The following is a 22,923-nucleotide window of genomic DNA, read 5'->3' as shown; positions in this document are numbered from 1 at the left end:
CCCGCCACGAGCGTCCGCATGTCTGACCAGGCGTCGCTTCCGGTCTCCGGCCAGCAGCTTGCGGCGCCCACAACGCTGCCTGCCACGGCCGCCGAAACCAGCCCGGACAACCCGTGGCCGCTCCAGCTGCTGTCACAGAAGCTCAAGGCCCATATCGACCGGACCCCTTCGGCATGGGTTGAGGGCCAGGTCATTGAGCTGAACCGCCGTGGCAGCAACGCCTACCTCACCCTGAGGGATGTCGACGCCGAGGTTTCGCTGCCGGCCTCTGTCTGGACCAAGGTGCTGGAACGCCAGAACCTGCCGCTGGAGCGGGGCTCGCGGGTCGTTGCACTGCTGAAGCCGGAGTTCTGGATCAAGACCGGCCGGCTGAACATGATGGTCAGGGACATCAGGCCGGTGGGCCTGGGCGATCTCCTGGCCCGGATCGAGCGGCTGCGCCAGGCCCTCGCCGCCGAAGGCCTCTTTGCGGACTCCCGCAAGAAGCCCCTGCCACTGCTGCCCCACCGGATTGGCCTCATCACCGGCCGTGATTCCGACGCCAAGAAGGACATCCTGCGCAACGCGGCCCTGCGCTGGCCCGCGGTCGAGTTCGAAATCCGGGAGGTGGCCGTGCAGGGAAACACAGCGGTGGCCCAGGTGGTCCGCGCCCTCCGCGACCTGGACGGCCTGCCCGAAGTGGATGTCATCGTGATCGCCCGCGGCGGAGGCGCCCTGGAGGATCTCCTGCCCTTCAACAGCGAGGAACTGATCCGGGCCGTGGCCGCTGCCGCCACCCCCGTGGTCAGCGCCATCGGCCATGAGGCGGACCGGCCGCTGCTGGACGACGTTGCGGACCTGCGGGCTTCAACCCCCACGGACGCCGCCAAGCGGATTGTCCCGGAAGTGTCCGAGGAACTGGCAGGGGTGCGCCAGGCACGCGTGCAGCTGCGCCGGTGCATGGAACGGCTGGTGGACAGGGAAGCGGACCGCCTGGCGTCCCTCCACTCGCGGCCGGTGCTGGCTGCGCCGGAAGGACTCGTGACCATCCGGTCCGAAGAAATTGAGCGGCTGCTCAGGAGGTCCTCCGCCGCCGTCAGCTCCTCCGTGGTCCGCGCGGCTGACCAGCTTGGGCACCTGAAAGCCCAGGTGCGGGCGCTGTCACCGCAGAAGACGCTGGACCGGGGGTACGCCGTCGTGGAACTCGCCGGAAAGCAGGCCGAAGAAGCCGGCACCGCGGGCCATGCAGTGGTGCGCCGCCCGGCCGAGGCTCCGGCCGGCTCGCCCCTTTCCATCCGCGTGGCTGAAGGCCGCTTCGGCGCAACCTCCACCGGCACACTTGAACAGCCCACTACGGAAACCGGAGAAGTCAATGACTGAGCAGAACCCAGCGGCCGACATCAAGGCACTGAGCTACGAGGAAGCCCGGGAACAACTCATCGCCGTGGTGGGAAAGCTTGAGGCCGGCGGCGCCAGCCTTGAAGAATCCCTGGCCCTATGGGAACGCGGCGAGGCCCTGGCGGCGTGTTGCGAGGAATGGCTGGAAGGCGCCCGGAAGCGGCTGGCAGCTGCCCGCGACCAGCCGCTCTAAGCCCGCAGCCGGAGCCCTGAGCCCGGGTCACCGGATCCGGGGCCAAGTGTCAGGACCGTGCCACCAGCTCCCGCTCCAGGGCTACGTCGAACTCGGCTTTGGGCCATTGAAGGTCCATGCCGTTCAGCGCCCCCAGCAGCAGCTGCTGCACGGCGATCCTGGCAAACCATTTCTTGTTGGCGGGGACAACGTACCAGGGCGCGTTCGCGGTGTTGGTTTCATCGATGGCTGACTGGTAGGCGCTCATGTAGTCCTCCCAGAACGCGCGTTCGTCGAGGTCCCCCCGGCTGTATTTCCAATGCTTGGCCGGGTTGTCCAGCCGGGCCAGCAGCCGCTCCTTCTGTTCCTCTCCACTGATGTGGAGCATCACCTTCACAACCGTGGTTCCGGAGCCGCTGAGCCTGGCCTCAAACTCGTTGATGGCTACGTACCGGCGCTTGAGTTCCTCCGGGCTGGCCCAGCGGTGGACGCGGTGAATCAGGACGTCCTCGTAGTGGGAGCGGTCAAATACGCCCACCATGCCGGCAGCGGGAACTTCCTTTTCGATCCGCCACAGGAAATCATATGATTTTTCCACATCCGTGGGAGCCTTGAAGGCCTTGAACTGGACACCCTGGGGATCCATGGCAGCCATCACGTGGTTGACGATGCCGCCTTTGCCGGCGGTGTCCATGGCCTGGAGGATCAGCAGGATGCGCTTGCGGCCGCCGAACCGGGACTCTGCGAAGAGTTTTTCCTGCAGTCCAGCCAGCTCGTCGTCCATCGCTGCGAGCAGGGCCTGGCCGTCCTCCTTGGTGCCATCGAAGCCCGGCGTTGAACCAGGATCCAGGTCGCTCAACGAAAAGCCCTTGCCGGCCCGCAGGGTCTCGGAGGGGTCCTGGTGAAAGCCAACGGCACCAGCCATGGGAAGTCCTTTCGCGAAGTTCCACGGGACCGAAGCGCCCGTGAGCACAGGCTAGTTGCCCTGGTACCTGCTTAGGAAGTCCCCCATCCGGCCCACGGCCTCTTCGATGTCCTTGACGTTGGGCAGGGTGACCATCCGGAAGTGGTCCGGGCGGACCCAGTTGAACGCCCTGCCGTGGGACACCAGGATCTTTTGTTCCCTGAGCAGGTCCAGGACGAACTTCTCGTCGTCGCGGATGTGGTAGACCTCGGGGTCGAGTTTCGGGAAAAGGTAGAGCGCGCCGCGTGCCTGCTGGGTGCTGACGCCCGGGATGGCGTTGAGCATGTCGTAGGCCTTGTTGCGCTGCTCCAGCAGGCGCCCGCCCGGCAGGATGAGGTCGTTGATGCTTTGGTAGCCGCCCAGTGCAGTCTGGATGGCATGCTGGGCCGGAACGTTCGCGCAGAGGCGCATGTTGGCCAGGAGGCTGATGCCCTCGAGGTAGTCCGCGGCATCCTTCTTGGGGCCAGAGATGGCCATCCAGCCTGCCCGGTAGCCGCACACCCGGTAGGCCTTGGACAGGCCGCTGAAGGTCAGGCACAGGACGTCGTCACCGGTCAGTTTGGCCAGGTTGATGTGGACGGCGTCCTCATACAGGATCTTCTCGTAGATCTCGTCGGCGAAGACCACCAGGCCGTGCTTCTCTGCTAGGGCAACGATTTTCTTCAGCGTCTCTTCCGGGTAGACGGCGCCGGTGGGGTTGTTGGGGTTGATGACCACGATGCCCTTGGTGCGGGGCGTGATCTTGGCTTCCATGTCCTCCAGGTCCGGCTGCCAGCCCGTTTCCTCGTCGCAGAGGTAGTGGACGGGCCTGCCGCCGGCGAGCGCCACGGATGCGGTCCACAGCGGGTAGTCCGGGGTGGGGATCAGGACTTCGTCACCGTCATCGAGCAGGGCCATCAGGGACATGGTGATGAGTTCGCTGACGCCGTTGCCCAGGTAGATGTCATCCACATGGATGTTGTGGATGTCCCGGGTCTGGTAGTACTGCGACACGGCGGTCCGTGCGGAGAAAATGCCGCGGGAATCGCTGTAGCCCTGGGCGTGCGGCAGGTGGCGGATCATGTCCACGAGGATGGCGTCCGGTGCTTCGAAGCCAAACGGCGCGGGATTGCCGATGTTCAGTTTGAGGATCCGGTGCCCCTCGGCCTCCATCTGCTGGGCAGCCTGGAGGATCGGTCCACGAATGTCATAAAGGACGTTGTTGAGCTTGGTGGACTGCCTGAATTCTGCCATCCCTCAAATATGCCACAGGAAGGATGGACGGCCGTGAGACGTCAGCCACAGGCTGCGCGCGCCGCCACCAGGAAGGGACGACGGCGGCTGCCGGACTTCGGGAAGTCCGGCAGCCGCCGTCGTACTGCCTAGGGCCAGGAGGGGAGGGTTTACTTGACGATGCCCTTTTCCTTCAGCCACGCGTCCGCAGCCTCCTTGGCACCCTGCTTCTGGCTGCCACTGACGGCCCGGTTCAGGTTGATGAGGTCCTCGGTGGTCAGGATGCGGGACACCGAGTTGAGGGCCTCCTTGGCTGTGTCGGTCATTTTCGCCTCGTTGTACAGCGGAACCACCTGCTGGGCGATGAAGTTGTTCTTGGGGTCTTCCAGCACAACGAGGTCGTTGTCTGCGATCGACGGGGTGGTGGTGTAGATGTCCGCCACCTGCACCTGGTCCTCCAGGAGCGCCTTGAGCGTCACGGGACCGCCGCCGTCACTGAACGGCTCCAGCTTCTTCGGTTCGCAGTTGTAGTTCTCCTTCAGGCCGGGCAGTCCGTAGGCGCGCTCGGCGAAGGTGGCGGGGGCGCCCACCACGATTTCGCTGCATACCTTGGCCAGGTCCTCGAGGGACTTCAGCTGGTACTTCTCGGCGGTGGCCTTGGTGACCACCATGGCGTCCTTGTTCTCGGCCTCGGAGGCTTCCAGCACCGCCAGTCCGTCCGGCAGCTTCTCCGGCAGGGCTGCGGCGATGTCGTCCGCCGATTCCTCGGCGGCTTCCTTGTCCACGTGCAGCAGGAGGTTGCCGGTGTAGTCCGGAACCACGTCCACCGAACCGTCCTGGACGGCCTTGATGTACACCTCGCGGGAGCCGATGTTCGGCTTGGTGGTGGCGGTGATGCCGGCGGCGGTCAGGGCTCCTGCGTAGATTTCTGCCACAATCTGGCTTTCCGGGAAGTCGGCAGAGCCGACAACGAGGGACGTTGCTTCCCCGGAGGCTGCCCCGCTGGTGGCCGGCGCGTTGCTCAGCGGATCGGAGGATCCTCCGCACGCGGACAATGCCATGGCCAGGCCGAGCCCGGCGGCGAGCCCGCTGAATGCACGCCTGCCGAGATGGTGTGGACGGCTTTCCTTCATGATTTACCTCCTTGTACCACAGCCTCCGCCAGGACGGGGTCTGTGAGATCGGCCGCAGCCTGCTGGCTGCGGCGGGACTGGCCGGAGGCGCCTGTTGCCAGGAACAGCCTCTGGAAAAGGGACAGGACGAGGTCGACGGCGATAGCGAGCGCTGCGATGAGCAGGGACCCGCCGAGCATCTGGGGGAAGTCGCTGAGGACCAGTCCGTCGAATAGGTAGCGGCCCAGGCCGCCCAGGTTGATATAGGCCACCACGGAGACGGTGGCGATGACCTGCAGCACGCCGGTCCGGAAGCCGCCGAACATAACGGTCAGGGCGTTGGGCAGTTCAGCCCGGAACAGGACCTGCAGTTCGGTCATGCCCATGGCCCGGGCGGCATCCACCACGTTGCGGTCCACGCTGGAAATACCGGCGTAGGTGCCGGCCAGCAGCGGCGGGACCGTGAGGATCACCAGCGCCCAGATGGGCGGCATCAGCCCGATTCCGGCGAGCAGCACGAAGAGTGTCAGCAGCCCCAGGGTGGGCAAGGCGCGCAGTGCACCGGCGAGCGCCACTACGGCAACCCTCCCCCGGCCCGTGTGGCCCACGTACATGCCAACGGGGACGGCAATGGCAACGGCTATCAGCATGACCAGGCCCGTGTACTGGAGGTGCTCACCCAGCCGGGCGGGAATTCCTGCGGCGCCGGTCCAGTGCAGGGGGTCGGCCAGCCAGGCGAAAGTGTCCGTGAAAACGTTGCTCATGCGCTTCCGCCTCCGGTCCTCGGCTTGGAATAACGTGCGGCTGCGTCAACTGCTTCTACCGAGTTACCGCCGTCCTGCTGGCGGGTCCCCCGCCGCCCGGCCCGCTCCCACGGCGTGAGGAGCCGTTCCAGCAGGACCAGCAATGCGTCCATGAGCAGGGCGAGGACAAGGATGGCGATGATCCCCACCACGATTTCCGTGACGAAGCCGCGCTGCAGTCCTGAGGTGAACAGCATGCCGAGGTTTCCGATGCCAAGCAGCGCTGCCACGCTGACCAGGGAGATGTTGCTGACGGACACCACGCGGAGCCCGGCAAACATCACCGGCAGGGACAGCGGCAGGTCCACCCGCAGGAATCGCGCCAGCGGCTTGTACCCCATGGCCACCGCGGCCTGGCCCACGTCCTCGCTCACCGAGTCGAAGGCGTCCAGGGCGGCGCGGACCAGGAGGGCAACGGCGTAGATGGTCAGGGCCACCACCACGTTGAGCGGGTCAAGGATCCTGGTGCCCAGGACGGTGGGAAGGATGATGAACAGGGCCAGGGACGGAATGGTGTACAGCAGCGAGGAGGCTGTCAGCACCACAGAGCGGAGGGTCCGGTTCTGGCGGGCCAGCTGCGCAAGGGGAAGGGAGATGACAAAGCCCAGGACCATGGGGACCAGGGCAAGCACCAGGTGCTGGCCGGACCGCTCCAGGACCATGCCGCTGTTGGCCAGGAACCATTCCATCAGAGTGCAGCCTGCCGGAGCTGGCGGGCTTCCTCGATGAGGGCCAGCACTTCGCCGCCCCGGATGACACCCTGCACCTGGCCCTCCGCATTCACTGCGACGCCAAGGCCCGACGGCGAGGACAGGGCAGCGTCGAGGGCGCGGCGCAGGCTTTCCCCGGGACGGAACAATGAACCTCCCGGGATGAGGCCGCCATCAGAGCCGGGCGTGGACCAGCCCAGCGGGCGCATGTTTTCGTCCACCACCAGCTGCCAGCCGCTGGCTGCCTCCGGATCCGTCCCTGAACCGCTGCTTCCGCGGATGATCGTCGGCACGGTGTGGAGGGTGACGCCGTCGGACGGGGTGAAGCCCAGGTGCCGGAATCCCCGGTCACGTCCCACGAAGGAGGCCACGAAGTCGTTTGCCGGGGCACGGAGGATTTCCTCCGGCGTGGCGTACTGGGCAAGCTTCCCGCCGACCGCGAAGACGGCCACCTTGTCGCCCAGGACGGTGGCTTCATCGATGTCATGGGTGACGAAGACGATGGTCTTGGCCAGGTCCTTCTGGAGCCGCAGCAGCTCCTGCTGCAACTCGTCGCGGACCACGGGATCCACGGCGCTGAACGGCTCATCCATCAGCAAAATGGGCGGATCGGCGGCGAGCGCACGGGCTACCCCCACGCGCTGCTGCTGGCCGCCGGAGAGCTGGGACGGGTAACGCCTGGCGAGCGGCCGGGCCAGGCCCACCACATCCAGGAGTTCCTCGGCGCGGCGGCGGGCATCCGCCTTGGATACGCCGTTCAGCCTGGGCACGGTGGCAATGTTGTCCAGTACGGAGCGGTGGGGCAGCAGCCCGGCCGACTGCATCACGTAGCCCATGGACCGGCGGAGTTCGGGCGCCGGCACGGAGGTGACATCCTTGCCGTCCACCGTGATGGTCCCGGAGGTTGGTTCCACCATCCGGTTGATCATGCGCAGAGAGGTTGTCTTGCCGCAGCCTGACGGGCCCACGAAGACGGTGATGGAGCCCTTGCCAATGGACATGGAAAGGTTGTCCACGGCCGGCTGCCCGCCCTGGAACTGCTTGGTGACGCTCTGAAACTCGATCTTGGCCTGGTCCATGGCGCGGACTCACCTGTTCTCTGGGACGGCCTCTGGAAGCACCGCGACATTGTCATCAGCACGCTGATAGTTACGGTAACCCAAACCGGGGCCGGCAACACCTGCAGCGCCCCGAATCCGGGCAAAGGAATCCCTACTGTAACTATTCGGAGCCGCGGCGGTGCCGGATGGGAACCGTTCCTGCGGCCTGGGACCACCATGGTGCGGGGCGCTGTTCCGCCGCGGGCAGACCGGCCTAAAGTGAGGGGGTGACCAATTTGGAAATAGCGCCGCAGCAGGAAGTCTGTCCGCCGGCGGGCCCTGAAGGCAGTTCCGGGCCCTGCCTGCAGCTGTGGCCGCAACGAGAAGTGCCGCTCGGCGGGGTCCGCGCCATGAACGTCCAGCGGACACTGCCGCAGCGCGGCCTCCCCACCATCGGAGCGTGGTGTTTCCTGGACAGCTTCGGCCCGGACAGGACCGCGATGTCCGTGCTTCCCCACCCCCACACCGGCCTGCAGACCGTGACCTGGCCCCTGGCCGGGCACATCCGCCACCGGGACAGCGTGGGCAGCGATGTTGTGGTCCGGCCGGGTGAACTGAACATCATGACCGCGGGCCACGGCGTCTCACACTCCGAGTTCGCGGTGCTTCCGCCGGCTGGCGGGGCCCTGCCGGTGCAGCGCGGGCTGCAGCTCTGGGTGGCCCTGCCGGACAGCGAAAGGCACAGGGAGCCCGCCTTCGAGCAGCACCGCGAGCTTCCCCGCGTCAGCGGCCAGGGCTTCACCGCCACCGTGATGGTGGGGGAACTCGCCGGCGCCACTTCCCCCGCCGCCATGTACTCACCAATCGTGGGTGCGGACATTTCGTGTGAAGGCGCCGCCGTGGTGCCGCTGGACGCCGGGTTTGAGCACGGGCTCCTTGTGCTCGACGGCGGCCTGGCAGTGGACGGGCAGGAAATTCCCCCCGGCCCGCTGGGCTACCTGGGCACCGGCCGCACGGAGCTGCGGGTGCAGGCGCTTCCCGGCACCCGCTTCCTCCTCATCGGCGGCGAGCCCTTCCAGGAAGAGCTGCTGATGTGGTGGAACTTTGTGGGCCGCACCCACGACGAAGTGGAGCAGGCCAGAAGCGACTGGGAAGCCCAGGCAGGCCTGCCTGGAACGGAAACGGCGGCAGCACGGTATGGCCTGGTCCGCGGTCATGGTCCGGATGCGGGGCCAGAGGCGGGACGCATTCCCGCCCCTCCCCTGCCCGGCGTGCGGCTGACGCCCCGGAAGCGGCTCTAGCAGGGCCGGCCACGGTCAGGCCTGCTCAGCCACCAGCTGCAGCACCCCGAACACCGGTTCCTGGTCCAGCACGCGGATATCGCTCACGCCGGCGTCCGTCAGATGCCGGCGGAAGGAGTGCTGCAGCGGCGCCACGTTCATGCCCAGGCCGCCGCCGAGGATCACGGGACCGGTGATACCCAGCTGGTCCAGCACCTGCAGCGCGAGGCCGGCGAGGTCCTTTCCGGCCTGGTCCAGCAGCGCCTGGCTCTCCGGGTGGCCGCCTGCCGCCGCCTCCACCACGTACCGGGCCTGCTGGGCCCAGAAGCGCCGGCCGGTCTTGGGCGAGTGGAACAGCGCAATAAGGCGGTTGGGATCGCCCACCCCGCAGGACTGCAGCAAGGCCGTGGTGAGTTCATCGGCAGGCAATCCCCGGTTCATTCGTGCCAGGCTGTGCCGCACCGCTTCGCGCCCCAGCCAGTAACCGCTGCCTTCGTCGCCCAGGAGGTAGCCCCAGCCGCCCGCCCTGGCTTCGCCGCCGTCGGCATTCCTGCCCCAGGCTGCCGAGCCGGTGCCGGCAATCACCGCGACTCCCGTGCTCGCATGCCCGGCCGCCAGCAACAGGCGTGAATCATGGACCACCGTCACCCGGGCCCCGGGCACGTGGGGCTGGATCAGGGACGCCAGGGCTGCGGCGTCCTCTTCGGTATCGATGCCGCCCGAACCGGCGTAGACCTGGGACACCTGCCCTCCGCCGATGCGTGAGAAGAGGTCAGCGAGGTTGGCCGCCGCCTCTTCGCGGCTGACGTTCTGCACGTTGGAGCTGCCGGCGGACTGGTCCGCCACCGGCAAGCCGTTCTCGAAGCGGACCCCATGGGTCTTGGTCCCGCCGATGTCGAGTCCAATGATGACACCGCGGAGCGGGCCTGATGCGGGAACCTGGGCAGCGGCGGGGAGTGCGGAGGAATTTTCGGTGTTGGTCACGTCACAAGGGTAATGGCGTGGGGGCAGCGAAGGCCCATGCCCCGCCTTCCCGGCGCAGCTAAAGGGACCGCTGGCGCACCAGCCCGGCCAGCAGCCCGGGCCCCTCCGCCACCACCATGTCGCGGAACAGCCGGACCGGCACGGGCTCTGACCCGGCTTTCCGCCGCCGCCAGGACAGCCCCACCTCACGGAACGCCAGTGCGGAGTCGAGGGGAACTTCAACCCAGCCCAGGTTCCCGGTTTCGGGGCTGACGGTACGGCCCGGACCATCGCCACCCGGCGGCAGGATGCTCACGCCCAGGCCGGCGGAGACCAGTCCACGCACGGTGTGCGAGTCCTGGCTCTCGAAGGCGATGCGCGGCCTGTAGCCGGCCTCGCGGAACAGCGCATCGGTGAGCGAACGCATCCCGTATCCGGGGCCGAGCGCCACGAAGGGGTCTGCCCTGATGTCCGCAAGACGGGCGGAGGCCTTTGCAGCGAGGGGATGGCTGTGGTGCACCACCAGCCGGAGCGGCTCGCGGTAGAGCGGCGCCGAGGACAGGTTCCGGCCCGGCGGCGCCACGGGAGCCGTCAGCGCCAGGTCCGATCCACCCGAGGCCAGCTCGTCAAGGCAGGCGTTCCGGGCCCCCTGGCTCAGGATGAAGGCGGCGCCGGGATGGCGGGTCCGGAAGGCACTGATCAGGAGCGGCAGGGCTGCCTCGCCGAACGTGTGCTGGAACGAGACGGAAATCCTCCCCCGCATTACCTCCGACTCGTCGCGGACCAGGTCCAGTCCCGCCTGGAACGCCGTGAGTGCCTGCTCGATGTACGGCAGCAGGGTGCGGGCGGCGGGTGTCAGCCGGACTCCCCTGCCGTCCCGAACCAGGAGTTCGGTACCGACGACGGCGCTCGCCCGGGCCAGCGCACGGCTCACCGTGGACTGGGGTACTCCGAGCACTTCAGCGGTTTCCGTCACATGCTCGGTCCGTCCCAGCTCGGCAAGCACAGGCAGGAGCGGCAGCAGCTGCACGAGCTGTTTCTGGTCTGGCTCCATGGGCGGCCTCCTTCCTGCTACCTAGTTGAGAAAGCATGCGAAGTTGCTATCAGTTTTGCACAAAGCATGCATTGGAGGCATCTATTGGCTGAAAGCTAGGCTGGCCGGATGGCACACATCGTCCGCCCAGGCAGCGCCCTCCCTCCCAGCTGGGACGGTCATGCCAAGGGCTCGACGGCGTACGCCAGGATCCTCGCAGGCCTCTCCTTTGCCGGCGTGGCCACCTTCGCCCAGCTTTACTCCACCCAGGCCGTGCTGCCGATCCTGGCGTCGGACCTGCAGGTCAGCGCGGCGGATGCCGCCTTGACCATCTCGCTGGCCACGGTGGGCCTTGCGGTGACGGTGATTCCGTGGTCCTTCCTCGCGGACAGGATCGGCCGGGTCCGGGCCATGGCGTGGGGCATTTCGATAGCCACCGTCCTTGGCCTGCTGGTTCCGCTGTCCACCAGCTTCGGTATGCTGCTTTCGCTGCGGCTCCTCGAAGGAATGGCGCTTGGCGGGATCCCGGCCATCGCCATTGCCTACCTCAATGAAGAAGTCACTAAAGCCCACGCCGCCCTGGCGGCAGGGAGTTATGTTGCCGGGACCACGCTGGGCGGGCTCGCCGGCCGCCTGGTTGCCGGGCCCGCCGGCGAACTGTGGGGCTGGCGCGCGGCTGCACTGGCCGTTTCCATCCTGGCCACCCTCGCCGCCGTCGCCTTCCTGATCCTGGTGCCGCGGGCCCAAGGTTTCGTTACGGCACCCGCCGCCGGGCTGCGCGGTGCTTTCCGGACCCTCGGCGGCCATCTGGGGAACATCAGGCTGCTGGTCCTCTACGGCCAGGCCTTCCTGATGATGGGCGGATTCGTGGCAGTGTACAACTACCTGGGGTTCCGGCTTTCGGGCGAGCCGTTCGGCCTTCCGGGAACGCTGATCAGCCTGATCTTCCTGGCATACCTGTCAGGGACCGTCACGTCGCACTGGTCGGCGGGGCTGACCCTTCGCTTCGGCCGCCGGACCGTCCTGCTCGCCGGCCTGGCGTTGTCCACCGCAGGCCTCGCCCTGACACTGACGCAGTCCCTTGCCCTCATCCTGGCCGGCCTGGTGGTGTTCACCGGCGGGTTCTTCGCCGCCCACAGCATTGGGGCCGGCTGGACCGGCACCCTCGCCAGCACCGGGCGGGCCCAGGCCGCCTCGCTGTACAACCTGGCCTACTACCTCGGGTCCAGCATCATCGGCTGGGCCGGCGGCCTGGTGTTCCAGTCCCTCGGCTGGAATGCGCTGGCCGCGGCAGTCATGGTCCTTGCCTGCCTCACCGCCGCGGCTGTCGCCGTCGTCCATCCCCGGACGGAACGCGCCCGGGCGTAAGGGCCGGCGGTGCTGGAACTCCCCTGAACACGCCGGTGCGCCGTGAATAATCTGCCTGCTTCCCGGAAAGCGGCAACGGGAAATTCGGCCGGCAGCGCCCAGGGTACGCGGTACCGCAGCCGGGCGCGGCTAGGATGAAACCCAGGATCGTCACGAGGAGCTGCAGTGAGCACGAATGCCAGGAACGCCAGGCCGGGAGCGCATCTGGAACCGCTGGACGCGATTGACGAGCGGCTCCTGGCAGCCCTGGTGGCTGACGCGCGGATCTCCAACAAGCAGCTCGCGGAACTGGTGGGAATCGCACCCTCAACCGCCCTGATGCGCACCCGCGCCCTGTCTGAGCGGGGAATTGTTCAAGGCTACGAGGCGAAGCTCAACCTGTCCGCGATCGGCCGGTCCGTGCAGGCGCTGGTTGCCGTCCGGCTCCGTGCCCACGACCGTGACCAGATTGACCGCTTCACGGGCAGGGTGCCGCATCTGCCTGCCGTGCTGTCCACCTTCCACACCTCGGGCTCAGTGGACTACCTCCTGCACATCGCGGTGGCAACCACCGAGGACCTGCGGGACTGGGTGCTGGACAACCTGGCTACGGACCCTGTGGTGGGACATACCGAAACCACTCTGGTGTTCGAACACATCCAGGGCAACCACGGCCCCCTCCCGGACTAGCCACACGGGCTGAAGTGGCCGGGCAGGTTACCTGGGTCCGATGAGCGCCAGCCGCAGCGTTACGGCCGACAGGATCAGCGCAGCCCCGCCGCACAGCGCCACGAATCCGGATACGGCAGCAGGCAGGCCGAAGGCGCCTGCTGCCCAGCCGAGGCCGAGGACCGGCACTGCGCTGCCAAGGTAGGTGATGACGTAGACGGTGCTGACGATCTGCGCGTGCCGGGATGCCTCCACCCTTGCGGCGACGTCGTTGAAGACCGTGCGGAACGCGATACCCTGCCCCGCACCGGCGGCGATGGCTGCAGCCACCAGCAGCACGGGACTGTGCCAGGTTCCCGCCGCCCCCAGGAGCAGGACTGACACCCCCAGGACCGCCAGGCCGGCCGGGACCGTGTAGCGGCCACGGAGGGACACCAGCTGGCTCAGCGCCGAGGACCCTAGGGCGAGGCCGGCCAGGACACCTATGAGGGGGCGGGAGCCGGTCTGCAGGACCTGCGCAAAGTAGCCGGGGGCCAGCGACAGGCAGAAGCCGAAGACCGCGAAGCTGAGGAATCCGACGCCGGCGGCAAGCCAGAAGGCTCCCCTCGCCTCCCGGGATACGGATGGACGGCGCGGCGCCAGTGCCTTCAGGGGCTGGGTTGGGGCGGGGATGCTGATCGCGGGCCGGGCGCGCAGCAGGAACAACGGCACCAGGAGCCCGGCCAGCACCAGCGAGTGGACATAGTACGGGGCTGTGGTGGCGCCCGGGAGGAGGGACAGCAGTCCCCCAATGACCGGCCCGGCCGCCACTCCCCCGGATGAGGCCAGCAAGGTGAAGCGGGACGCCCATTCCGGACGGGATGGAAGGAGTTCACGCAGGGCGGCGGCACTGGCTCCCGTGGCCAGCGCAACCGCTGCCCCCTGCAGGGCCCTGCCCGCACATAATGCCGCGAGCGTCTGGGCCTCGGAGAAGACCCAGCCGCCAGCCAGTCCCGCAAGAACGGCCAGGATAAGCGCAGCCCGCCGGCCGATGTGGTCAGACCAGTGCCCGGCCAGCATCAGCGTGGCAACCAGGGACAGGACGTAACTGGCGAACGCGGCGGTGATTCCCAGCGTGGACAGCCCCAGTTCGGCCTGCAGGAGGGGATACAACGGCGTGGCCAGGTTGGCGCCCACCAGGAGGGTGAAGATTACGGTTCCCGCCATAACCAGCCGGGTTGTGGTGGATGCATCCCAGCCGGCGGACGCAGCAGCGGGGGCCGGGCGCATGCGGAGTTCACTGAAGACCGTCATCGTGTGCCGCCTCTGGTTTCATGCCACGGCGGGGGTCCTTGTGGGAGTCCGGCGCGGGGTGGATATCCGATGCCTCAAGAGTGCGTTATGACTACTTTTTTGAGCGGCTTTTCATGGAAGAATTGGGCAAGATCATCAATAATGCCGTTCTTTTGTGATTGGAAGTGACTATTTGAACCAGCTGGACCCCACCGACCTCAAGATCCTCCTGGCCATGATCCGCGACCCCAGGATCCAGATCGGCGAACTGAGCGAATCGCTTGGCATTGCCCGGAACACGGCCCAGACCCGGGTCCGGCGCCTCCTCCGCGCAGGCGTGCTGCGGCTCGGCGGCCGCGAGGTGGACCTGGAAGCGGTGGGCTATGACGTGGTGGCCTTTGTGACCATCGAGGTGTCGCACCGGGAACTGGACGGCGTGGTCGCTGCACTCCGGCTGATCCCCCAGGTCTTGGAGGTTCATGAGATCTCGGGCCGTGGAGATGTCTGGTGCCGTGTTGTGGCCACTGACACCCACAACCTCCAGGCCTCGCTCCGGCAGGTCCTGAGGATCAAGGGCGTGATCCGGACCGAAACGGTCCTGGCACTGCACACCCATATTCCCTACCGCACCGAGCCCCTGATCAGCGGCCTCGCCAGGGCGTCCGGCACCTGACGCCCTGGCCGGGCGGCTAGGATTTCCAGAATGGATTGGCTCTCAGACGTCTCACAGATCAACTGGCTTGCCGTGCTGCTTGCCTTTGCGGCAAGCATGGCCATCGGCTTCGTCTGGTACATGCCTGCAGTACTGGGCAACCGCTGGATGGCCGCGATCGACAAGACCGAGGAGGACCTGAAGAACATCAGCGGCGGCGCCGGGATCTGGTTGCCGATGATGCTGGCTGCCGCACTGACGGCGGTACTGCTTGCTGTCCTGATCGCCCGGCTCGGGCTGGACAACGCTGTGGCCGGCGGCCTCTTCGCCCTGGTGGCAGGACTGGTCTTCCGCGCAGGCGGCCACGTCATCCACAATGGCTTTGCAGGGCGCCCCGCGGCCGTCACCCTCATCGATTCCGGGCACGACCTGGTGGCGATGGCGGTCTCCGGCGCAATTATCGGAGGAATGTCCTGATGGCCGCATTCCTGTCACCCGGAGCCCGGCGCCCATGACGATCATCGACAACGCCGTCTATGTGGACGGCGTGCGCCACGTGGAACCCGAGACACTTGAACAGACCTTTGACATGCTCGCCCACCACGGCGGGATGGCCTGGATAGGGCTGTACCGGCCCACGCCGGAGGAAATGGCGGCAGTGGCAAGCGAATTCGGCCTCCACGACCTTGCGGTGGAAGACGCCATCTCGGCGCACCAGCGCCCCAAACTGGAACGCTACGACGACAGCCTGTTCACCGTCCTCCGGCCTGCCCGGTACATCGACGAATCCGAAAGCGTGGAGTTCGGCGAACTCCACATCTTCACCGGCAAGAACTATGTGGTCACCGTCCGCCATGCCGAGATGGCCGGCGTGGCCCGCGTCCGGCGGCGCATGGAGGCCCGGCCCGACCTTCTGCGCCACGGGCCGGAAGCTGTCCTGTACGCGCTGCTGGACCGGGTGGTGGACGACTACGCGCCCGTGGTGGCCGGACTGGAAAACGACATCGACGAAATCGAGGACCAGCTGTTCAGCGGTGACACCACGGTGTCCCGCCGGATCTACGAGCTGGCCCGAGAGGTTATCCAGTTCCAGCGGGCAATCCATCCCTTGCCGGACATGATGCACCAGCTGGAGCAGGGTTTCGAGAAGTACGGCGTGGAAACGGATCTGCGGCACAGCCTCCGCGACGTGGAGGACCACGTGGAGCGCGTGATCTCCCGGGCAGACTCCTTCCGGGACCTGCTGCAGAACGCCCTCACCCTGGACGGCACCCTTACGGCGAACCGGCAAAACGAGGCCAGCGCCGAACAGAACGAACAGGTGAAGAAAATCTCCTCCTGGGCCGCGATCTTCTTCGCGCCGTCCTTCGTGGCCGGCGTATACGGCATGAACTTTGACCACATGCCCGAGCTCCATTGGGAACTGGGCTACCCGTTGTCCATCAGCCTCATGATCGCGATGGCGGCCCTCATGTACGGAATCTTCAAGAAGAAGGGTTGGCTGTAGGCCATGGCAGCCCATCCGGAGCGGCCGGTCCTCCGCGAGGGCCGCATCCTGGTGCCCGGCAGCAGCCGGCAGCTGGCTGTCTACGGCCTCTTTCCCCCGGCTCCCGGCCAGCACCGGAAGGCCGGCGCCGGGTCCCGCGTCTTTGCCGCCAAGGCCTGCGAGCCGGAACTGCTCTGGATCAGCTTCGACGAACTGTGCGCACCGGGTACCTCCAAGGAGGATTACTCCTTTCTTGCCGAGGGGCCAGAGTTGTGGGTCATCGATGATGTTCCGGCACCGTCGCCATCGGATGCAGGCCAGCGGGCCGAGGCGTGGGAGCTCTTTGCGGCCGTGCTGACGGTTGCGGCGGCCCGGGGAACCCCGGTGTTCGTGGCTGGCACCGCGCCCATGGATTGGGCTGCCGCGTCCGGGTCGGCGGAGGACGCCCGGCTGCGGTCCGCGCTGGCGGAAGCCGCCCGGCTCCTTGCACAGCTGAAGCGGGTCGAGTCCGATGAGGCTGTTGCCGTGGAGGGCGTCTCAGGGAGTTAGTGTGCGGGCCGGAGTGCCCCCTTGGCCAGCTCGCGGCTGCCGGCGTAGGCAACGGCCGCCATGGCGAGGACGGCAACGGCTCCTGCCAGGACCCACCACGCCACGAGGTATGGGTAGGGGCTGCCCTGCAGGTCGGAAAGGAAAAACTTCGTGAAGCTGTTGAACGCCGCGTGGAACAGGATCACCACGGGCAGGCTGGCCTGCGTACTGTTGTACAGCCAGGCGAGCAGTACCGACTGCGCAAGAATATAGACCGCAAAGGGTGTCAAGGGACGCTGGCCCGGGTCCGACACCAGTTCCGGAAGATGCCAGGGAAACCACGCCAGGCCAGTAATCAGTGCGGCAGACAACGCACTGTGGTCCCGTTGCAGCCGCGGCAGCAGGAACCCCCGCCAGCCCAGTTCCTCAAAGATGCCGACAATGACAATCGTGACGACGATCGAACCGGCAACCTGCAGCAAGTCAGCCGGCTCCCAGCGCGGGACCGGCGCTCCTGCGGCCACTGCAGCCCACAGGGCAAGGCCGGGGGCAACCAGCGGCACACCAAGTGCTACGCCGTACCAGGCAGGATCAACCCGCCAGTGTCCGAGCTGGCGCAGAAGGCCCTGCAACTCGGGGCGGCCTCCCACGAGCAAAGCAACAAGGACCGCCGCCAACCCGGGCCCGAAGGGCACCAGCGGGCTGCTCTCCGGGTTCAGGAGCACCAGCGGCCAGATGGACCAGGAAAGGACGTACGCCAGTCCCAGGTAAAGCACAATGTCGTGCCGGGCCGCCCAACCCCGCAGCCGGCGTCCGTGCACCGCCATCAGAGACCTTCTTAGATTCGTGCCTGAGTGCTGTTAAGTGTGGCACTCCCTGATGCCGGCAGACAGGCAACCATGCCCCCGATAAGACGTTAGGTAGGTCATTGGGTTCTGGGGTGGACCGCGTGGACAGCGGGCCGTTCGGCGCGTCCGCGCAGGCCGGTCGCCGGATAAGATGAAGTGGTTCCCTGGAGGGCGTGTCAGGAATTAGTGCGCGGGCCTGCCTACCGTTGTGAGCCGCGCGAGGACTGCGCCACCGACGGGGCCCATCCACAGGGAGGCATCTCACTATGAAGCACTTTCTGCTCAGTATCCAACAGCCCGACGGCGGTGCTGCGCCGCCGGAGATCCTTGAACCCGTCATGCGTAAGGTGGACGCCTTCAACAGCGAACTGAAGTCCGCCGGGGCGTGGGTCTTCGCAGGAGGTCTGGATCAACCAGCTGGGGCCGTGGTGGCACGCAGCAGGGCCGGCCAAGTGACCATCACACAAGGCCCCTACTTCCAGGGGAACGAGCACCTCGGTGGGCTCTCCATCATCCTGGCTCGTGATCTGGCTTCCGCGCTCGAGTGGGGGAAGAAACTGGCGAATGCCACCATGCTCCCCGTGGAGGTGCGGGAGTTCCAGGGCGGCCCCAGTGATCATTTGGCCACTTGACGAACCGGGCTCCAGGTCATGCCCCTGCTTGAGCAGTATTTTGTGGAGCTAAGGAGATTCGAACTCCTGACCTCTTCGATGCGAACGAAGCGCTCTACCAACTGAGCTATAGCCCCGGATGGATCCGTTCCTGGAGGAGCGGCACCGGTGACCCTAGGCTACAAATTTTCCCGGCTTAATGCCAAACTCCAGCCCCGAACCCCGCAGCGTGTTCCGCGGGATAGGCATGCAGGGCAACAAACCGTCAGGCGCGGCGGCGCTGCAGGACGTCGTCGAGGTTGCTGAGGGCACTCTGCGCCTTGGACAGTTCCTGGCCTTCTGCGGATGCCGGGGCCGCAGGCGGCGCGGCGGCAACGCCCTGCTTGAGGGACGGCTTGCCCGCGGCCTTCGGGGCCTCCGGGAGCTCCAGCGGCTCAGGCGCCGGGCGCTCGGCCTTGGCTGCCTCAACGTAAACAGGCTTGGGCACCTCCACCGGCTCCCAGGTGGTGGGGGCAGTTCGGGTGGCCGTGGAACTGGCCTTGGCCGCGCTTGAATCGCCTGCGGCAACCGCGACAGCCAGTGCGGCCTCGCGCAGTTCCATGGCAGTCAGCGGCTTGACCCGGGGCTCGTGTGCCTGGGCGTCAAAAAGGGGGTTGTCCTTTTTTGCCGGTGCTGCCTGCGGCTTTGGGGGGACGCTGGCCACGGCTTCGGACTGCGGGCGTCCCTTGCTGGCCGGAGCGGACATGGCGGCCCGAAAAGCTGCGTTGACTTTTGCCCTCCTGTCACGGACGGCCAGCCAGCGCAGGAGGACGACGGACCCGGCGGTGAGCGCCAGGCAGGTCAGGGGAAGCACAGGAGTGCCCAGCCCAAAGAGCGAAAGCACACCGGAAACGAACGCGGTAAGCAGCGACAGCAGCCCCACCAAGGCAACGCCGGTGCGTCCGTAGCGGATACGGAACGTACCTCCGGATGGGGAGCCTGCAGTGGCGGTCGCGGGTCCGGCACTCTTCCTGGTGTCCATGGCTTTCTCCTGCTGGGCGGCGACGTTCAATACCAAAGCGGCTGGCGGTTCCAGTGTTTCATCTGCTGCGGAGTCCGCCGTAAACTCACCGGCGGGCTGGAACTGGTGCCTGCGGTTCCGGAGGACGTAGGGCGCAACCCACACAATCCAGAGCACGACGGCAACCACAAGGATCACTGAGCTGCTAAGGGGGAAGTCCACACTCAAAACCGTATGAGCATCCTGTCCGCTGCGGCAGCATTAGCTGCGGTGTGTCGTGGCGCAGCCGGCAAATCAATGGATTTATGACGCCCGCGAGGCGAGCCAGGGCCTGAGCAGCCCGTTCGGGACTTCCTCTGCGGTCAGCGCAAACGACCGGTGGTCAGCCCATTCGCCGTTGATATGCAGGTAGCGGGGCCGGTACCCCTCGTCACGGAAGCCCAGCTTTTCCACCACCCGCAGGCTCGGTCCGTTTTCCGGCCTGATGTTAATTTCCATCCTGTGCAGGCCAAGGGTGCGGAAGCAATGGTCCGTCACCATGGCGACGGCGGTGGGTGCGATTCCACGGCCTGCACGGTCCTTGTCCACCCAGTAGCCCAGGGTGGCCATCATCGCTGATCCCCATACGATCGACGAAACAGTCAACTGGCCAATGATGGCAGGACTTCCGGCGGTGGGAATGCGCTCGGTGATGACAAACGGCAATGCCGTTGCCTGCGCTGCCTGCGACTTCAATGAGCGGACCATCTGCCGGTAGTCCGGGAGGCCGCCCGCAGGATCCGGGTTGGAAGCTTCCCAGGGCGCAAGCCATTGGCTGTTGCGGGACCTGACCTCGGTCCACTCCTTCTTGTCCCGGTACCGGATGGGCCGCAGGATCAAGTCCCCGCATTCCAGCGTTACGGGCCAAATGGGACCAGCGCGCACGGCGCTACTTGGACAGGCCGGCGGTGAAGCCCGGCAGCCACTCCCGCAGGCCCGGCCCAAGGTCCTCGCTGTCGATGGCCAGCTGGACGCAGGCCTTGAGGTAGCTGAGTTTGTCCCCGGTGTCATAGCGGCGCCCGCGGAACACAACGCCGTAGACCCCATATCCCTCGCCTTCGCCGGTTGCCAGCTCCTGCAGCGCATCCGTCAACTGGATTTCATCGCCGCGCCCTGGGGCGGTGCGTTCGAGGACTTCGAAGACGGCAGGGTGGAGGACATAGCGGCCAATCAGCGCGAGGTTGGAGGGCGCCTCGTCAACCTCAGGCTTCTCCACCAGCCGGTTAACGCGCACGTAGGACTCGCCTTCGATCGGCTGGACATCAGCACAGCCGTAGGAACTGATCTCGGACGGTTCCACCTCGATGAGCGCAATAACCGACCCTCCCGTTTCGGCCTGGACGTCGATCATGGTGCCCAGCAGCTCGTCGCGGGCATCGATGAGGTCATCGCCCAGCAGAACGGCAAAGGCTTCATGGCCAACGTGCTGCTTCGCGCGGAGCACGGCGTGGCCCAGTCCGTGCGGATCGCCCTGCCGGACGTAGTGGATATCGCCCAGCTTGCTGGCGGCCTGGACGGACGCGAGTTTTTCGGTGTCCCCCTTGCCCTCAAGGGTGGATTCGAGTGACGGCACCCGGTCAAAGTGGTCTTCCAGTGCCCGCTTGTTGCGCCCGGTAATCATGAGGAGGTCGTGGAGGCCAACGTTTACGGCTTCTTCAACCACGTACTGGATGGCAGGCTTGTCCACGACGGGGAGCATTTCCTTGGGCATCGCCTTTGTTGCCGGCAGGAACCTGGTACCGAGTCCGGCGGCAGGAATGACGGCTTTGCGAACTCTCGGGTTACTGGTAGTCACCGGACTAATCTAACGTCAGCGTCAAGCATTCAGTAACAACCGGGCCCGCGACACCCGCGGACGCCTGACGGATGGACTGCACGAACAACCGGCCGGACATACGGCAGTTATGGAGGAAGCACGTGACGCTTGAGGAAACGAAAGCAGCCAAAGACCAGATCCGCGCGGCCCACCGCCGCCGGCGGGCTGCGATGACATCCCGGGAACGGGAGGACGCCGGCACCGCCCTTGCAAAGCACGGCGCCGCGTGGGCGGCTTCGGTGATCCCCGCTGATGCGGCCACGGTGTGCGTGTACCTGGGCGTCGGAGTGGAACCGCCCACGCTGCCACTGATCGCAGCCCTTCACGACGGCGGCCACAGGATCCTTCTCCCCGTTTGCGAACCAGGGCGTGAGCTGGGATGGGTTTTCTGGACGCCGGGTATCGAGCTCGCACGCAGCAGGTTCGCGCCCATCCTGGAACCGGTAGGGACCCGCCAGGAAATTGAGGTTGCCGGTGAAGCAGCTGCGCTGTTCATCCCTGCCACGGCGGTGGACCTCGCAGGCAGCAGGGTTGGCCAGGGCGGCGGCTACTACGACAAGTTCCTGGGCCATCTTGCGTCCGCCGGGAAGGACATTCCCCTTGCCGCGGTTCTTTATGACGGGGAACTGCTGCCCGCCGGCGCCATTCCGGTGGAGGAATTCGACCGCCCCGTCCCGGGCGTCGTGCTTCCCTCCGGTTTCCGGGGCCTGGCAAACGCTGCCTGACCGGAAAACCGGGCGCAGGAGAATGATAGAATTGGCACTCAGGCCCTGCGACTGCTAATGGACATCCAGCTGGATCACCAAGCAGCAGTCCGGGACCTCTCGTTTGCCCAAGAGGAGGAGCACCAGTGCCAACGTATGCGTACGCCTGCAAGGATTGCGGCCATGCCTTTGACATCGTCCAGTCGTTCTCGGACAGCTCTTTGACGTCCTGCCCCGAATGCCAGGGCGCCCTGCGCAAGAAGTTCAACAGCGTGGGCGTTGTCTTCAAGGGTTCCGGCTTCTACCGTACGGACTCCCGGGACTCCAAGGGCAGCACGGTTTCGGCCGCTCCCGCAGCAACGCCGGCACCGGCGGCCGCACCGGCCGCCTCGGCATCCGCCGCTGCTGCCAGCTGATCCAAGATCTTCAACTAAGGCTCCCTTTGGCGGCCGCGCAAGGTTTTCCACATACCCGCGAAGGTTACTGACGCAACACTTTGCGGCGACCTTAGCGTAGGCACATGCCTGCATCCCGCCAGTCCAGCCCAAGAACACCAAGCGCGCCGCGTACCGGACTCCTCCGGAAGCCGGTGCGACGCCGCGCCGGCAACCTCCGCGGACCGGAACGGAATGCACGCAGGCGTCCTCCTGCACGCTTCGCGGGCTGGTTGAGCCGGAACCGGCGACTCGCTGTCGCGCTGCTCCTCTGCGCCGCAGCCGCCATCACGGTGCACCAGCTCACCCCCGCCCCGGTGTACACGGTGACTGCGCTGGCCGCCGCAAGGGACATCCCCGCCGGCGCCGCACTCTCGGAGGCTGACCTAGCCGCCGCACAGGTTCCGCCCGGCATGCTGGCCAGCGGATTCCTCAGGGAACCGGGCGAGGCTGCAGGCAAGCAGCTCGCTGCGCCCCTGCGCAAGGGGCAGCTGCTCACGGATGCCCAGCTTCTTGGTCCGGGCCTCCTCACGGGCACCTCCCCGGGATCAGCAGCCGTCCCCCTGCGCATGGCAGACCCGTCATCCATCCAGCTTGTCTCCCCGGGGCAGCTGGTGAACGTGGTGCTCACCTCAGCCAACGGCTTCGACCAGCAGGAACCACCAGAGATTCTGGCCTCCGGCGTTCCCGTGCTGTGGACCTCAGGCCAGGGCGGCCAGACCGGACAGTGGCTGGGCACTGCCGAAACAGAAGGCCTGATAGTGGTGGCTGCCACGGCAGAGCAGGCAGCCCGGCTCGCCGGCGCCTCCACCCAAGGCAAGCTGTTCTTCGTCCTGGTGGGGCCGTAAGCC

26 protein-coding genes and 1 tRNA gene are annotated in these 22,923 nt (G+C 66.6%); 13 read left to right on the top strand and 14 right to left on the bottom strand.

What is annotated here, in order from left to right:
- The first annotated feature begins 18 nt into the window (after positions 1–18).
- Complete coding sequence (gene xseA, locus ACIQF4_RS01475) at positions 19–1,359, top strand: exodeoxyribonuclease VII large subunit (RefSeq protein ID WP_400513963.1); 1,341 nt, start codon at positions 19–21, stop codon at positions 1,357–1,359.
- The gene (locus ACIQF4_RS01470; RefSeq protein WP_400513961.1) at positions 1,352–1,570 is read left to right on the top strand and encodes an exodeoxyribonuclease VII small subunit; all 219 of its coding nucleotides are present in this window, start codon (positions 1,352–1,354) and stop codon (positions 1,568–1,570) included. The genes xseA and ACIQF4_RS01470 overlap by 8 nt, the downstream gene beginning before the upstream one ends.
- A gap of 49 nt (positions 1,571–1,619) precedes the next feature.
- Here the strand turns inward: ACIQF4_RS01470 and ACIQF4_RS01465 are convergent, their stop codons facing one another.
- The 6 genes from ACIQF4_RS01465 to ACIQF4_RS01440 all read right to left on the bottom strand — a co-directional run bounded on the left by ACIQF4_RS01465 (position 1,620) and on the right by ACIQF4_RS01440 (position 7,429).
- Entirely contained in the window at positions 1,620–2,474 is an 855-nt protein-coding gene (locus tag ACIQF4_RS01465; RefSeq protein WP_350001918.1) for a polyphosphate kinase 2 family protein, read from the bottom strand.
- Positions 2,475–2,525: 51 nt separating this feature from the next.
- Positions 2,526–3,746 carry a pyridoxal phosphate-dependent aminotransferase gene (locus ACIQF4_RS01460; RefSeq protein ID WP_350001920.1) on the bottom strand — a complete coding sequence of 407 codons (1,221 nt, stop codon included), beginning with the start codon at positions 3,744–3,746 and terminating at the stop codon, positions 2,526–2,528.
- A gap of 149 nt (positions 3,747–3,895) precedes the next feature.
- Complete coding sequence (locus ACIQF4_RS01455; RefSeq protein WP_400513958.1) at positions 3,896–4,858, bottom strand: glycine betaine ABC transporter substrate-binding protein; 963 nt, start codon at positions 4,856–4,858, stop codon at positions 3,896–3,898.
- Positions 4,855–5,601: an ABC transporter permease gene (locus ACIQF4_RS01450; protein WP_231457031.1), complete on the bottom strand. Its 747-nt coding sequence runs from the start codon at positions 5,599–5,601 to the stop codon at positions 4,855–4,857. Before ACIQF4_RS01450 ends, ACIQF4_RS01455 begins: the two co-directional genes overlap by 4 nt.
- Positions 5,598–6,329 (bottom strand): ABC transporter permease, encoded by a 732-nt coding sequence (locus ACIQF4_RS01445; protein WP_400513956.1) that lies wholly within the window; start codon positions 6,327–6,329, stop codon positions 5,598–5,600. Before ACIQF4_RS01445 ends, ACIQF4_RS01450 begins: the two co-directional genes overlap by 4 nt.
- Positions 6,329–7,429 (bottom strand): ABC transporter ATP-binding protein, encoded by a 1,101-nt coding sequence (locus ACIQF4_RS01440; protein WP_400513954.1) that lies wholly within the window; start codon positions 7,427–7,429, stop codon positions 6,329–6,331. The genes ACIQF4_RS01445 and ACIQF4_RS01440 overlap by 1 nt, the downstream gene beginning before the upstream one ends.
- 248 nt (positions 7,430–7,677) lie before the next feature.
- Between ACIQF4_RS01440 and ACIQF4_RS01435 the strand changes: the two genes are divergently transcribed.
- The gene (locus ACIQF4_RS01435) at positions 7,678–8,691 is read left to right on the top strand and encodes a pirin family protein (RefSeq protein WP_400513951.1); all 1,014 of its coding nucleotides are present in this window, start codon (positions 7,678–7,680) and stop codon (positions 8,689–8,691) included.
- Between the two features lie 15 nt (positions 8,692–8,706).
- Here ACIQF4_RS01435 and ACIQF4_RS01430 read toward each other — a convergent pair whose 3' ends face one another.
- The gene (locus ACIQF4_RS01430) at positions 8,707–9,654 is read right to left on the bottom strand and encodes an N-acetylglucosamine kinase (RefSeq protein WP_400513950.1); all 948 of its coding nucleotides are present in this window, start codon (positions 9,652–9,654) and stop codon (positions 8,707–8,709) included.
- A gap of 58 nt (positions 9,655–9,712) precedes the next feature.
- Positions 9,713–10,687, bottom strand: a complete 975-nt coding sequence (locus ACIQF4_RS01425) for a LysR family transcriptional regulator (RefSeq protein ID WP_400513948.1) — start codon at positions 10,685–10,687, stop codon at positions 9,713–9,715.
- A 108-nt stretch (positions 10,688–10,795) separates the two neighbouring features.
- Between ACIQF4_RS01425 and ACIQF4_RS01420 the strand changes: the two genes are divergently transcribed.
- Together ACIQF4_RS01420 and ACIQF4_RS01415 are read left to right on the top strand one after the other, a co-directional pair.
- Positions 10,796–12,034 carry an MFS transporter gene (locus ACIQF4_RS01420; protein ID WP_400513947.1) on the top strand — a complete coding sequence of 413 codons (1,239 nt, stop codon included), beginning with the start codon at positions 10,796–10,798 and terminating at the stop codon, positions 12,032–12,034.
- Positions 12,035–12,199: 165 nt separating this feature from the next.
- Positions 12,200–12,703 carry an Lrp/AsnC family transcriptional regulator gene (locus tag ACIQF4_RS01415; RefSeq protein WP_066277621.1) on the top strand — a complete coding sequence of 168 codons (504 nt, stop codon included), beginning with the start codon at positions 12,200–12,202 and terminating at the stop codon, positions 12,701–12,703.
- 27 nt (positions 12,704–12,730) lie between these two features.
- Here the strand turns inward: ACIQF4_RS01415 and ACIQF4_RS01410 are convergent, their stop codons facing one another.
- Complete coding sequence (locus ACIQF4_RS01410; protein WP_400513945.1) at positions 12,731–13,975, bottom strand: MFS transporter; 1,245 nt, start codon at positions 13,973–13,975, stop codon at positions 12,731–12,733.
- Positions 13,976–14,147: 172 nt separating this feature from the next.
- Here ACIQF4_RS01410 and ACIQF4_RS01405 point away from each other — a divergent pair, with 172 nt between their 5' ends.
- The 4 genes from ACIQF4_RS01405 to ACIQF4_RS01390 are packed head-to-tail and all read left to right on the top strand — an operon-like array spanning position 14,148 to position 16,641.
- Complete coding sequence (locus ACIQF4_RS01405) at positions 14,148–14,627, top strand: Lrp/AsnC family transcriptional regulator (RefSeq protein WP_400513943.1); 480 nt, start codon at positions 14,148–14,150, stop codon at positions 14,625–14,627.
- Between the two features lie 30 nt (positions 14,628–14,657).
- Positions 14,658–15,083 carry a DUF1761 domain-containing protein gene (locus tag ACIQF4_RS01400; RefSeq protein WP_400513941.1) on the top strand — a complete coding sequence of 142 codons (426 nt, stop codon included), beginning with the start codon at positions 14,658–14,660 and terminating at the stop codon, positions 15,081–15,083.
- A gap of 34 nt (positions 15,084–15,117) precedes the next feature.
- Complete coding sequence (gene corA / locus ACIQF4_RS01395; RefSeq protein ID WP_400513940.1) at positions 15,118–16,113, top strand: magnesium/cobalt transporter CorA; 996 nt, start codon at positions 15,118–15,120, stop codon at positions 16,111–16,113.
- Between the two features lie 3 nt (positions 16,114–16,116).
- The gene (locus tag ACIQF4_RS01390; protein WP_400513938.1) at positions 16,117–16,641 is read left to right on the top strand and encodes a hypothetical protein; all 525 of its coding nucleotides are present in this window, start codon (positions 16,117–16,119) and stop codon (positions 16,639–16,641) included.
- On the opposite strand, the gene ACIQF4_RS01385 is transcribed toward ACIQF4_RS01390, so the two are convergent.
- Positions 16,638–17,447 (bottom strand): lysostaphin resistance A-like protein, encoded by an 810-nt coding sequence (locus ACIQF4_RS01385; protein WP_400513937.1) that lies wholly within the window; start codon positions 17,445–17,447, stop codon positions 16,638–16,640. The genes ACIQF4_RS01390 and ACIQF4_RS01385 overlap by 4 nt on opposite strands.
- Positions 17,448–17,734: 287 nt before the next feature.
- On the opposite strand from ACIQF4_RS01385, the gene ACIQF4_RS01380 reads away from it, so the two are divergent.
- The gene (locus tag ACIQF4_RS01380) at positions 17,735–18,100 is read left to right on the top strand and encodes a YciI family protein (RefSeq protein WP_231457018.1); all 366 of its coding nucleotides are present in this window, start codon (positions 17,735–17,737) and stop codon (positions 18,098–18,100) included.
- 43 nt (positions 18,101–18,143) lie between these two features.
- Here the strand turns inward: ACIQF4_RS01380 and ACIQF4_RS01375 are convergent.
- From ACIQF4_RS01375 to galU, 4 genes are all read right to left on the bottom strand, one after another.
- A tRNA-Ala gene (locus tag ACIQF4_RS01375) sits at positions 18,144–18,216 on the bottom strand.
- A 128-nt stretch (positions 18,217–18,344) separates the two neighbouring features.
- Positions 18,345–19,301 carry a hypothetical protein gene (locus ACIQF4_RS01370; RefSeq protein ID WP_374152957.1) on the bottom strand — a complete coding sequence of 319 codons (957 nt, stop codon included), beginning with the start codon at positions 19,299–19,301 and terminating at the stop codon, positions 18,345–18,347.
- Positions 19,302–19,382: 81 nt separating this feature from the next.
- Positions 19,383–20,003: a GNAT family protein gene (locus ACIQF4_RS01365; RefSeq protein ID WP_350001944.1), complete on the bottom strand. Its 621-nt coding sequence runs from the start codon at positions 20,001–20,003 to the stop codon at positions 19,383–19,385.
- Between the two features lie 4 nt (positions 20,004–20,007).
- Positions 20,008–20,913, bottom strand: a complete 906-nt coding sequence (gene galU, locus ACIQF4_RS01360) for a UTP--glucose-1-phosphate uridylyltransferase GalU (RefSeq protein WP_350001945.1) — start codon at positions 20,911–20,913, stop codon at positions 20,008–20,010.
- 122 nt (positions 20,914–21,035) lie between these two features.
- Here galU and ACIQF4_RS01355 point away from each other — a divergent pair, with 122 nt between their 5' ends.
- From ACIQF4_RS01355 to ACIQF4_RS01345, 3 genes are all read left to right on the top strand, one after another.
- Positions 21,036–21,659 (top strand): 5-formyltetrahydrofolate cyclo-ligase, encoded by a 624-nt coding sequence (locus tag ACIQF4_RS01355; protein WP_400513935.1) that lies wholly within the window; start codon positions 21,036–21,038, stop codon positions 21,657–21,659.
- Between the two features lie 125 nt (positions 21,660–21,784).
- Positions 21,785–22,054: an FmdB family zinc ribbon protein gene (locus ACIQF4_RS01350; RefSeq protein ID WP_231457014.1), complete on the top strand. Its 270-nt coding sequence runs from the start codon at positions 21,785–21,787 to the stop codon at positions 22,052–22,054.
- 104 nt (positions 22,055–22,158) lie between these two features.
- A complete protein-coding gene (locus tag ACIQF4_RS01345; RefSeq protein WP_350001949.1) occupies positions 22,159–22,920 on the top strand; it encodes an RcpC/CpaB family pilus assembly protein in 762 nt (253 codons plus the stop codon).
- Positions 22,921–22,923: the final 3 nt, after the last annotated feature.

This window comes from Pseudarthrobacter sp. NPDC092202, from assembly GCF_044755505.1.
GTDB lineage: Bacteria > Actinomycetota > Actinomycetes > Actinomycetales > Micrococcaceae > Arthrobacter.
This window is presented reverse-complemented; position numbering and strand designations above follow the sequence as displayed.